Genomic DNA, 11,767 nt, shown 5'->3' on the forward strand with positions numbered 1-11,767 from the left:
CGTGGCGCGCGTCCTGTCCGCCAGCGGACAAGGCCAGGTCGCCCTGTCCGACGGCTGGACCCTGTGCCTGACCCCGGCGGGGGCCTGCGTCTCACCGTCCGAGGCCGCCGGCCTGACCGACTGGGTCCCCGCCGCCGTTCCCGGCACCACCGCCGCAGCCCTGGCGGTCGCCGGGCGCTTTGATCCGAACGCCCCGACACCGCTGCACGACCAGGACGTCTGGTGGCGGCTGCCGCTGGCCGAAACGGGCCCGCACCGGCTTGAGTTCCAGGGCCTGGCCACCCTCTGCGAGGTCTGGCTGGACGGGAAGCGGATCCTGGACTCGGACTCGATGTTCGAGCGCCACCTCGTGCCGGTCGAGCTGTCCGGCCCCCAGACCCTCTGGCTCTGCTTTCGGGCCCTGACCGAGCGGCTGGAGCGCAAGCTTCCCCGCGCCCGCTGGCGGCCCCGGATGATCCCGCGCCAGGGCTTGCGCGGCCTCCGCACCACCCTGCTGGGTCAGATGCCCGGCTGGACCCCGGCCATCGAGGCCGTCGGTCCCTGGCGTCCGATCCTCTGCACCACCCCCGGCCCGCCGTCCCTGGTCGAGACCGACCTGCAGGCCCGGCTGGACGGTGACACCGGCCAGCTGTCGGCCCGCCTGGTCGTGGAGGGCGCGACCGACGCCCCGGTCCTGTCCTGCGCCGGACGGTCGGTGACCCTGACCCGTGACGTCGACGGGGCCTTTACCGGCACCCTCGACCTGCCCGGCATCGCCCCCTGGTGGCCCCATACCCATGGCGAGCCGGTCCTGCATGCCGTCAGTGTCCGGATCGGCGAGACGGTCTACGACCTCGGCCGCACCGGCTTTCGCCAGATCGCCTGCGACACAGGCCCCGACGGCACCGGCTTTGGCCTGACGGTCAACGGGCAGGACGTCTTCTGCCGGGGCGCGGTCTGGACCACCGCCGACATCCTCGGCCTGCCCGGCACGCGCGAGGCCTATGCGCCCTGGCTGGCCTTGGCGCGCGAGGCCGGGATGAACATGCTGCGGATGAGCGGCACCGGAGCCTATGAGAGCCCGGCCTTCTTCGAGCTGTGTGACGAGCTGGGCATCCTGGTCTGGCAGGACTTTGCCTTCGCCAATTTCGACTATCCGGTCGCCGACCCCGCCTTTGCCGAGCAGGTGGCGCGTGAGGCCGACAGCCTGCTGGACCGGCTGCAGCTGTCGCCGTCGCTGGTGGTGCTGTGCGGCGGCAGCGAGGTGCACCAGCAGGCGACCATGATGGGCCTGAAGCCCGCCCAGACCGCCAGCCCGCTCTATGACGAGATCCTGCCCCAGGCCGTAGCCCGCCGGCGGCCCGATACCGTCTATGTCCGCAACTCACCCTATGGCGGCCCGCTGCCGTTTTCGCCCGGCACCGGCGTCGCGCACTATTTCGGCGTCGGGGCTTATATGCGCCCGCTCGAGGACGCCCGCCGTGCCGGCGTCAGGTTCGCCAGCGAGTGCCTGGCCTTCGCCAATGTCCCGGACGCAGCGACGCTGAAGGCGGGCTTGCCCGGTGTGGGCCCCGGCGAAGCGGCCTGGAAGGCCCGCACGCCGCGCGACCTCGGGGCCGACTGGGACTTCGAGGACGTCCGCGACCACTATCTGGCCCTGCTGCACGGGGTCGATCCCGCCGCCCTGCGCGACAGTGATCCGGCCCTTTATCTGGACCTGTCGCGCGCCGTCACCGGCCAGGTGATGGAAGCCACCTTCGCCGAGTGGCGCCGGGCCGGCTCGGTCTGCCGCGGTGCCCTGATCTGGACCTTCCAGGACATCGTGGCCGGCGCCGGCTGGGGCGTCATCGACAGTCTCGGCCGCCCCAAGCCCGCTTGGCATGCCCTGAAGCGCGCCTTCCAGCCACTGCATCTGGGCCTGACCGACGAGGGCGGCGACGGCCTGGCCATCCATCTGGTCAACGAAACCGCCGAGGCGCTGGACCTGGAGCTGGAACTGACCTGCCTGCGGGAAGGCGCGACGCCGGTCCTTACCGCCCGCCGGGCCCTGAACCTTGCTCCGCGCGCGGCGGAAAGCCTGTCGGCCTTCGAGGTCATCGGCGCCTTCTTCGACATCACCTATGCCTACCGCTTCGGTCCGCCGGGCCACGACACCACGGTGGTGCGCCTGCGTCGGGCGGGCGAGACGGCGGTGCTGCGGGAGGCCGTCCACTTCCCGTCCGTGACGGGCTCGCCGGAACGGGCCACGGTCGAGGCGACGCTGGAAGAGGGTCCTGACGGGACCTGGCAACTCACCGTGCAGACCGACCGGGTCGTGCGCATCGCCTGGCTGCAGGTCGACGGCTACCGGGCCGACGATGACTGGCTGTGCCTGCCCCCTGGCCCGGCCCGGACCCTGATCCTGACCCCGGAGGGCCCGAACAGGGCTCCGCCGCAGGGCGCGATCCTGGCTCCGGGCGGGCGGGTCCTTTGTCGCTTCGGCTAAAGCGACGGAACGGTCGTCATCGCCCGTTAAGAGCCTGAGTTGAGCCCCCGGAGTTTCCCGCATGCGTTCCGCCGCCAAGGCCCCTGCCCTCCTGCTTCTGCTGTGCGGCCTGATCGGCCTGGCGGCGACCACCGCCGAGGCCCGCCAGGACCGGCCCCGCCTGCGGGCCATCGCCCAGCGCCTGCAGGAAAAGCGCGCCGGCGATGAGCGGCCCGTCGACCTGCAGGCCATCGCGCCCGGGGCCCGCAAGCTGACCCAGAGCTACGGCACTGACGACAGGCAGCAGATCGACATCTACCTGCCGCCGAACGCGAAGAATGCCCCGATCCTGGTCATGGTGCACGGCGGGGCCTGGAAGCTCGGCGACAAGGCCAATGCCGGGGTGATCGAGAACAAGCTGAAGCACTGGCTGCCCAAGGGCTTCATCGTGGTCAGCGTCAATTACCGCCTGCTGCCCGAGGCCATGGCCGACGAGCAGGCCAGGGATGTGGCCGAGGCCGTCAAATGGGTCCAGGCCTATGCCGAGGACTGGGGCGGCTCGGAGCAGAAGATCATCCTGATGGGCCATTCGGCCGGGGCGCATCTGGTCGCCCTGCTGTCGGCCCGCCCCGAACAGGTCGGCCGCCCCTGGGCCGGGACCGTGGTGCTCGACTCGGCCGTGCTCAAGGTCTCCGACGTGATGGGCAAGCCGCATCAGGGCTTCTATGACGAGGCCTTCGGCAGCGATCCCGCCGCCTGGGCCGCCGTCTCGCCGATGGACCAGTGGAGCCCGGCCGCCGTGCCGATGATGCTGGTCTGCTCCAGCCAGCGACCGGACCGGCCCTGCGCCGCCGCCGAGGCTTTCCAGGCCAAGGCCAGGGCCGCCGGGCGGCCCATGCCGGTCCTGCCCCAGGCCCTCAGCCATGGCGAGATCAACCAGACCCTGGGCCTCGACAGCCCCTATACCGCCGCCGTCGACGCCTTCATCGCCGGACGCCTGGGCCGGCGCTGATCGCGCACGCGACGTCGTGAAAGTTCCACGAAACAGGCTATAAGGGCGACATGCCCGCCGATGACGCCGCCGCCGCCCAGAGCAACGCCGCCCAGCCCGCCTCCGCCAGCAAGTTTGGCGAGGGCTTCGTCTGGGACGCCTGGTATGTGGCCTGCCTGTCGCCCGACCTGAAGCCCGGCAAGAAAGAGGCCCGCGAATATCTGGGCGAGCCGGTGCTGATCGGCCGCACGCGCGCCGGCCAGGCCTATGCCATTCGCGATATCTGCCCGCACCGCGCCGCCGCCCTGTCGGCCGGGCGGGTCTTTCACGAGAAGGACGGCACAGACAGCGTCGAGTGCCCCTATCACGGCTGGCGTTTCGGCTCCGACGGGGCCTGCACCGCCATCCCGTCGCTCACCGCCGACAGCGATTTCGACATCAGCAAGGTGCGGGTGCGCCGCTATCCGATCGTCGAACAACAGGGGCTAGTCTGGATCTGGATGTCGTCCGACGCCCGCTTCGACGGCGAGCCGCCCGAGGCCCCGCCGGTCATACCCGGCATTGTCGGCGGCAAGCCCAAGCTGGTCGACCATCTGGACTATGACATCCATATCGACCACGCGGTGCTGGGCCTGATCGATCCGGCCCACGGCCCCTATGTGCACCAGCAGTGGTGGTGGCGCACCACCGCCAGCCAGCACGAAAAGAACAAGCGCTTCGCCCCGTCGGAGGCCGGTTTCACCATGGTGCGGCACGAGCCGTCCAAGAACTCCAAGGCCTATGCCATTCTCGGCGGCGAGCCCCTGACCGAGATCACCTTCCGCCTGCCCGGCCTGCGCTGGGAGCATGTGACGGTGGGGCAGAAGCAGGTGCTGGCCCTGTCGGCCATGACCCCGATCAATGCCCACAAGACCCGCATGAACCAGATCATGTGGTCCGATCACTGGGCCTTCACGGCGCTCTATCCGATCATCCGCGTGGCCGCCCGCGCCTTCCTGCGCCAGGACGGCAGGATCGTCGAGGTCCAGACCCCGGGCCTGAAGGCCAATCCACCGCTGATGTGGGTGGGTGACGCCGACCAGCAGGCCCGCTGGTATCACCAGTGCAAGCGCGAATGGAACGCCAGCCGCCGCGAGGGCCGGCCATTCGTCAATCCGGTCCAGGACCAGATGCTGCGGTGGCGGACCTGACAGGGGCTTTCCAAAGGTTTCCCGTCATCCCGCGCTTCATGCGCGGGACCCATGGTCGAGTTTGCCCTTGAGGGGATCCTTCCGCGCCGCACGTGCGGTGGATAGATGGGTCCCGCGCACAGGCGCGGGATGACGGGGTCAGGTATGGCGCAAAGTGTGAACGTCTACGGTCGCCGCCTCGTCTCAGCCCTCATAACCCTGCCCTCGCCGCAAGGCTGGGCACTGAGCCTCGGGATCGGCCTTGCCACCCTGACCGCCATGGCCGCGATCGGCTTTCTGTCGGGCCTCTATCACCTGACCCCTACCCAGCCCGGCCTGGCCCTGCGGCTGCTGACGGTGGTCCTCGTCCCGGCCCTGGGCGAAGAAGCGGTGTTCCGGGGCCTGCTGATGCCGGGCCACGACGAGACCGACCGGCCGGCCCTGGCCATCGTCCTTTCCACCGCCCTCTATGTGGTCTGGCACGCCGTCGAGGCCCTGACCTTCCTGCCGAACGCGGCGGGCGTGTTCCTGCAGCCGGACTTCCTGCTGTGCTGCGCGGTGTTGGGCATCGGCTGCGCGCTGCTGCGCTGGCGCACCGGCTCGCTATGGCCCGCCGTGATCCTGCACTGGGTGCTGGTGGTGGTCTGGCAAACCTGGCTGGGCGGGGTCAGCGCGCTAGGCTGAGAAAGCAAAAAGCCCGCCTGGCCGGGGGCCAGGCGGGCTCTGCCGTGGAGCGCGACTGAGGGACGGGACGTCGCGCCCCAGACCTCAGTGCGCCTTAGGCGCGGTAGACATAGGCGCTGCTGACATAGCCGACGCCGACGCCGTCCTGGCCGACCAGGATCCAGCGGCCGTCGCGGGTGCGGCCCAGAGCCTGGAAGGTCTGGCCCGCTTCAACGCCGCCGACCTTCTCGCCACGGGTCGAGGCCGAGGCGCGCAGGTTCAGGTTCGAGCGGGCGACGTACTTGCCCTTGATCTTGGTCACGGGCTGGGCGTCTACCGTCGTGGCGAAGTTGACGCCATAGGCCTTGTAGGCGCCGCCGGCGTTGTTGGCGGCTTCCGACTTCTGCATCGAGCAGCCGACATAAGAGCCCGCGCCCGCGCCGATCACCGCGCCGATGGCGGTGCCGGTGCCCTGGTCGTTCTTGGCCAGGTTCGAGCCGGCCGCCGCGCCCAGCAGGGCCCCGATCACGGCAGCGGTTTCCTGCTTCTTGCCGGAAGCCTTGCAGCCGACGACGCCGCCCAGGCGCTGTTCGACGGCGAAAGCCGAGGGAGCCGTGACCAGGGTCAGGGCGCTGGCGGCCAGGCCCAGGGTCAGGGCGGCAGTCTTGATCTTGCTGGTGATGGTCATGGTCGTAAGTCCTTCGTCCCGTTTGAAAGTCACCGGGGTCATCAACCCCGTGAGACAGACCATGACAGGGTGAAGCTGAACGCTGCCGTGGACCGGACGGACAGAATTCGTTCATGTTGAAAAAAGTTTGCGGACGCCGGGCCTGCCCCGCGCCGGCTTGCTCGCGGGAGGGCTGCGGCTAAGGTGGCCCCGCAACGTCAGCCGTCGGGAATGCCATGTCGCTCAAGTCCACGTCCGTCGCAGCTGCGCTGACCCTGACCGCCCTTGCCACTCTTTCCGGCTGCGACAAGGCCCCGGGCGCAGCCCAGCCGCCGGCCGAAGCGGCCAAACCCGTCGCGGCGGCCGGCCCGGCCTCGCCGGCCGCCCCAGACGCGGCATCGGCGGAAGGCCCCCAGGACTCCGAACGCGAGGACGGGCTCAAAAGCGAAGCCAAACTGCTGAACACCCTGGGCCAGCCGGGGGCCCGCCAGGGCTCGACCCTGACGCTGCAGCACAACGGCAAGGCCGCCCTGGTCCTGACCGACGACGAGGAAAGCTACAACCTGCTGACCGCCGTCATCCAGGTGCCTACCGCCAACGGCGTGCAGACCGTCTATGAGGTCACCACGACCTATGTCGCTTCGCCCGATGGTCCCTCCAGCACCTTCTATGACGTGCGGGGCGTTGCCATCGAATCCTACGAGGGCTACGGCCAGTGGCGGGGCGCTGTGTTCGCCGTCGCCGACCAGGAGCAGACCTACGGCATCGGCGACGACGGCCGCGTCAGTGGCCAGCTGTTCGACTGGTCGAGCAAGCCGCACCGCAAGTTCGACTTCAAGTCGCGCTGCCAGCCCAAGGCGTGGGTCAGCGACACCGAGATCAAGGGCGTCTGCACCCGGCCGACCCAGGTGGACGGCAGCGAGGACGTGGGCGAGGAAGAGATCGACGCGGTCTATACGCGCGTCGGGCCCAACGCCTGGCGCCTGCGCGAACTGCGGGCTCCCAAGGACAAGCTGAAGGCTTTCGATAACAACCCGCCGACCGCCTATGACGAGACGGTCAGCGGCGAACCCTATTCCGGAAACCCGTAGCCACCGGAACAGGGCGATCCGGGATCAGGCCCCCAGGGCGTAGGGGCCGCTCTTGTCGAGGGCGGTCTTCCAGGCCGGGCGGGCGTGCATGCGCTCGATCCAGGCGGCCATGTGCGGATAGTCGGCCAGCTTGCCCATGGCCTTGGCGACCTCGGGCACGAAGCTCATCTGGATGTCGGCCCCGGTCAGGCTGTCGCCGACGAAGAAGTCGCGACCGGCCAGGCTGTCATTGACGAAGGCCAGGTGGTTGGCGATTTCGGACTGGATGCGCGGATGCAGCGGCGCGCCGGCCTCGCCCAGACGGCCGACATACATGTTGAGCATCAGGGGCAGCATGGCCGAACCCTCGGCATAGTGCAGCCACTGCTGGTAGCGGTCATAGTCGGCCGAGGCCGGATCGGGGGCCAGGCGGCCCTCGCCATGGCGACGGATCACATAGTCGATGATCGCCCCGGACTCGATGACCGTCAGGTCGCCGTCGACGATCACCGGCGACTTGCCCAGCGGGTGGATGTCGGTCAGCGACGGCGGGGCCAGGCGGGTCTGCTTGTCGCGCGTGTGGAAGACGATCTCGTAGGGCACGCCCAGTTCTTCGAGCAACCACAGGATGCGCTGCGAGCGGGACTCATTGAGGTGATGAACCTGAAGCATGTTTCTTCCCTGTTTTTTTCGGCGTCTTGCTGCACTGCGGCATTGCTCGCAGATGCGAAAAGAGTCAGGGTGAAAGAAAACAACTGTTTGGCGCAGGGGAGCAAGCTATGACCGACACGGTCGCACAGGATAATGCCTCGATCATTCTGCCGGGCCTGACGGGCCTGCTGCGCGAGGCGGCCACCGCCGCCCAGGCTTTCGTCAGCAAGGTGCATCCGCTGGTCAAGGCGCGCATCGCCGGACCGACGGGCAAGGTCGACCGCAAGCTGGCCGATCTGGAACAACACGCCATCCATGGCTTCGGCTGGTACGCCTCCTATGCCGAGCTGCTCAACCAGGTGGCCGGCTGGGCCGAACGCCTCGACACCGACGGCCGCTTCACCGAGATCGAAGCCCTGCTGGCCCAGCTGCTGTTTGCCGAATACGCCACCCAGATGGTCGGCGGCATCGCCATGAACCAGGGCGAGATGATCCGTCCGGTCGACCTGACCGATGATCGCGGCGTCATGAACCTGCTGTTCGCCCCGGCCCTGGTCACCCTGATGACCAAGGGCGGCGGCCAGGCCGTGAAGAGCGCGATCGCCAAGCGTCTGGCCGAGGCGCGCGGCCGTCCCACCCTGGAAAACACCGGGCTGGACGAAACCTTCGAGATGATCCGCGACCAGTTCCACGCCTTTGCCGAGGAGAAGGTCACCCCCTTCGCCCACGAATGGCACCTGAAGGACGAGCTGATCCCGCTGGAGCTGGTGGAAGAACTGGGCGCCCTGGGCGTGTTCGGCCTGACCATCCCCGAGGAATATGGCGGCAGCGGCATGGGCAAGACCGCCATGTGCGTGGTCTCCGAAGAGCTGTCGCGCGCCTGGATCGGCGTCGGCTCCCTGGCCACCCGCTCCGAGATCGCCGGCGAGCTGATCCTGACCGGCGGCACCGAGGCGCAGAAGCAGTACTGGCTGCCCAAGATCGCCAGCGCCGAAATCCTGCCGACCGCCGTGTTCACCGAGCCCAATACCGGCAGCGACCTGGGGGCCCTGCGCACCCGCGGCGTGCTGGACGGCGACACCTATGTCGTCACCGGCAACAAGACCTGGATCACCCACGCGGCCCGCGCCGACGTCATGACCCTGCTGGTCCGCACCGATCCCGAGACCACCGACTATCGCGGCCTGTCGATGCTGCTGGCCCCCAAGCCGCGCGGCGTCGAGGGCAACGACTTCCCCGCCGACGGCATGAGCGGCGGCGAGATCGGCGTCATCGGCTATCGCGGCATGAAGGAATACGAGCTGGGCTTCGACGGCTTCACCGTGCCGAAGGAGAACCTGCTGGGCGGGGTCGAGGGCCAGGGCTTCAAGCAGCTGATGGCCACCTTCGAAAGCGCCCGCATCCAGACCGCCGCCCGCGCCGTCGGCGTGGCCCAGGCGGCGCTGGAGGTGGGGCTGTCCTACGCCCTGGACCGCAAGCAGTTCGGCCAGCCGATCTTCGAATTCCCGCGCGTGGCCAACAAGCTGGCGATGATGGCGGCCGAGATCATGGGCGTGCGCCAGCTGACCTATTTCGCCGCCGCCCAGAAGGACGAGGACAAGCGCTGCGACATCGAGGCCGGCATGGCCAAGCTGATCGCCGCCCGCGTGGCCTGGGCCGCTGCCGACAACGCCCTGCAGATCCACGGCGGCAATGGCTTTGCTACCGAATATGCCATCAGCCGCATCCTGGCCGATGCCCGCATCCTCAACATCTTCGAGGGTGCCGGCGAGATCCAGGCCCAGGTCATCGCCCGACGCCTGCTGGACGGCGGGAACTGAGGTCAGGATCGGCCCATCCCGGCGCCTGTCGGGATGGGCGAAGACCACGACCCCTTGCGGCCGGTACGGGCATCGGCCTAGCCTTCGCCCCTCACGCCAGGGACGCCCGATGATCGCCACCACCCGCCGCACCGCCCTTCTTTCCGCGCTGGCAACGACAGGGCTGGCGGCGTTCGGCACGTCGGCGAAAGCCCGCGAGACCGGATCGGTCGCCGCCGCCGTCGACCAGTATGCCCGCGAGGTGATGGCCGCCTTCCCCGACCAGCCGGGCCTGGGCATCGCCGTGGTCGAGAACGGCCAGATCACCCTGGCCAAGGGCTACGGCGTCAAACGCCTCGGCGCGCCGGCCCCCTGCGACGGGAACACCATCTTCGGCATCGCCTCCAACACCAAGGCCATGACCGCCGCCGCGCTCGCCATGCTGGTCGAGGCCGGCAAGGTCGAGTGGGACGCCCCGGTCACCCGCTACCTGCCTGATTTCCAGATGAGCGACCCGGTCGTCACCAGGCTGATGACCGTCCGCGACCTGCTGGTGCATCGCAGCGGCCTGACGCTGGGGGCCGGCGACCTGATGATCTGGCCCGCCCCGACCCACAGCCGTGCCGACATCGTCGCCGGCCTGAAATACCTGCCGATCGGCGGACAGTTCCGCGGCGGCTATGCCTATGACAACGTGCTCTATGTCGCCGCCGGCGAGGTGATCGCGGCCGTCACCGGCAAGCCGTGGGAAGACTTCATCCAGACCCGGATCTTCGATCCCCTGGGCATGAAGGACACCGTGCCCATGCCCTCCAAGGTCGATCGGAGCCGACGGGCCGAGCCCCACTGCCGCATGGGACCGCCGGTCCGGGGCCTGGGCCCCCAGACCGTCCTGCCCTTCGACGGCAGCTTCGATTCCGCCGCCGCTGCCGGCGGGGTCAACACCACCGCCACCGACATCGCCAAATGGATGCAGGTGCAACTGGCCCTGGGGGCCCTGCCCGACGGCCAGCGCCTGTGGAGCGAGGCCTCGGCCCGCGAGATGTGGAGGCCGCAGACCATCACCACATCCTCGGACGGTCCGACGGCGGAAAATCCGGTGCGGCCGTCCATGCAGGCCTATGCCCTGGGCTGGTTCGTGCAGGACCATCGCGGCGAGCGGCTGCTTTGGCACACCGGCGGCCTGGCGGGCTTCATCTCCTATACCGGCCTGCTGCCCGGCCGGAAGTCGGGGATCATGGTCATGACCAATGCCGAGGAAAACCCGGTGCTGCGGGCCCTGCGCTACGGTGGTCCGGACCGGCTGCAGGGCAAAAGTGACTTCGACTGGATCGCCTCCAGCCAGCGCGTCCAGGCCCAGAACGACGCCCAGACCGTCAAGGACGCTGCGGCCGCCATCACGCCCAAGGGGGCCGGGAGCAAACCGGCCCTGCCGCTGGCCGCCTATGCCGGCGTCTATGCCGACCCCTGGTACGGCACGGTGACGATCAGCGAGACCGGCAAGGGCAAGGCCAAGGGCCTGCACGTCTCGTTCGACAAGACCCCGGCCCTGCGCGGCAAGCTGCTGCCGTTCGACGGCGAGACTTTCCAGACGGTGTTCGATGACCGCACCCAGGAGGACGCCTTCTTCACCTTCGACATCAAGGACGGCGTCGCCGTCTCGGCCCTGGTGCGGGCCGTGTCGCCGCTGGCGGACTTTTCGTATGACTACCAGGACCTGAGACTGACCCGGAAATAGCCGGTCAGGCCGCCTTCCAGCCGTTGGCGATGACGGCGATCTGCCGTTCCATCGCCGCGGTCATGGCCGGGGCATCCCCGACCCCGCCGGCGGCCGCGGCCTGCCGGTAGTTCCAGGCATAGGTGGCCTTCAGGACGTCAACGACATCGGCGAGGTTCAGATCCGGACGGAGTTCGCCCCGGTCGACCCCGTCCTGCAGGACGTCGAACAGCATCTGCGACAGGCGGGGATTGCGGCCGAACGGTGTGACGTCCGGCTCGTTGCTCGGGCTGAACGACGCCGCGATATGGGCGAGGAACAGCTTCACCCGCCGGGTCTCAAACTCGTAGTGGATGGCGAAGATCGAGCTGAGCCGGTCGGCCGTGGTGCCGCGCAGGTACGGAGCCACCCGGTCGAACTCGGTATAGAGCTCGCCGAGGCGGTGGCCCATGACATGGCTCAGTACTTCAGCCTTGGAGGCGAAGGTCGTGAAGACGCTGCCGACCGAGACCCCCGCCCGTTCCGCAATGGCGCGGATGGTGGTCTCCTCGTAGCCGATGTCGTTGAACAGGTCGCGCGCGGCGAGAAGAACCTTCT

10 protein-coding genes are annotated in these 11,767 nt (G+C 69.0%); 7 read left to right on the plus strand and 3 right to left on the minus strand.

The genetic code is table 11. The features are described from left to right. Window position 1 precedes the first annotated feature (1 nt). The 4 genes from DBR10_RS15815 (at window position 2) to DBR10_RS15830 (ending at window position 5,287) form a co-directional block, all read left to right on the plus strand. On the plus strand, window positions 2-2,464 hold the full coding sequence (locus DBR10_RS15815) for a glycoside hydrolase family 2 protein (protein ID WP_199225352.1): 2,463 nt from the start codon (window positions 2-4) through the stop codon (window positions 2,462-2,464). A gap of 61 nt (window positions 2,465-2,525) precedes the next feature. Then, complete coding sequence (locus DBR10_RS15820; RefSeq protein ID WP_108504929.1) at window positions 2,526-3,455, plus strand: alpha/beta hydrolase; 930 nt, start codon at window positions 2,526-2,528, stop codon at window positions 3,453-3,455. A gap of 50 nt (window positions 3,456-3,505) precedes the next feature. Then, window positions 3,506-4,624 (plus strand): aromatic ring-hydroxylating oxygenase subunit alpha, encoded by a 1,119-nt coding sequence (locus DBR10_RS15825; RefSeq protein ID WP_108504930.1) that lies wholly within the window; start codon window positions 3,506-3,508, stop codon window positions 4,622-4,624. A gap of 144 nt (window positions 4,625-4,768) precedes the next feature. Beyond that, complete coding sequence (locus tag DBR10_RS15830) at window positions 4,769-5,287, plus strand: CPBP family glutamic-type intramembrane protease (RefSeq protein ID WP_108490437.1); 519 nt, start codon at window positions 4,769-4,771, stop codon at window positions 5,285-5,287. Between the two features lie 94 nt (window positions 5,288-5,381). On the opposite strand, the gene DBR10_RS15835 is transcribed toward DBR10_RS15830, so the two are convergent. Next, window positions 5,382-5,954 carry an SH3 domain-containing protein gene (locus tag DBR10_RS15835; protein WP_108504931.1) on the minus strand — a complete coding sequence of 191 codons (573 nt, stop codon included), beginning with the start codon at window positions 5,952-5,954 and terminating at the stop codon, window positions 5,382-5,384. 215 nt (window positions 5,955-6,169) lie between these two features. Between DBR10_RS15835 and DBR10_RS15840 the strand changes: the two genes are divergently transcribed. Next, window positions 6,170-7,024, plus strand: coding sequence for a hypothetical protein (locus DBR10_RS15840; protein WP_108556500.1), 855 nt, complete (start codon window positions 6,170-6,172; stop codon window positions 7,022-7,024). 24 nt (window positions 7,025-7,048) lie between these two features. Here the strand turns inward: DBR10_RS15840 and DBR10_RS15845 are convergent, their stop codons facing one another. Further along, window positions 7,049-7,675, minus strand: coding sequence for a glutathione S-transferase family protein (locus tag DBR10_RS15845; protein ID WP_108490223.1), 627 nt, complete (start codon window positions 7,673-7,675; stop codon window positions 7,049-7,051). A gap of 107 nt (window positions 7,676-7,782) precedes the next feature. On the opposite strand from DBR10_RS15845, the gene DBR10_RS15850 reads away from it, so the two are divergent. Continuing rightward, entirely contained in the window at window positions 7,783-9,474 is a 1,692-nt protein-coding gene (locus tag DBR10_RS15850; protein ID WP_108556501.1) for an acyl-CoA dehydrogenase family protein, read from the plus strand. 109 nt (window positions 9,475-9,583) lie between these two features. Then, window positions 9,584-11,191, plus strand: a complete 1,608-nt coding sequence (locus tag DBR10_RS15855) for a serine hydrolase (protein WP_108504291.1) — start codon at window positions 9,584-9,586, stop codon at window positions 11,189-11,191. A gap of 4 nt (window positions 11,192-11,195) precedes the next feature. Here DBR10_RS15855 and DBR10_RS15860 read toward each other — a convergent pair. Beyond that, window positions 11,196-11,767: TetR/AcrR family transcriptional regulator (locus DBR10_RS15860; RefSeq protein ID WP_233243443.1), on the minus strand; the 572-nt coding region annotated here is incomplete at its 5' end.

The organism is Caulobacter sp. HMWF025, from assembly GCF_003060965.1.
In the GTDB taxonomy this organism is placed as follows: domain Bacteria; phylum Pseudomonadota; class Alphaproteobacteria; order Caulobacterales; family Caulobacteraceae; genus Caulobacter.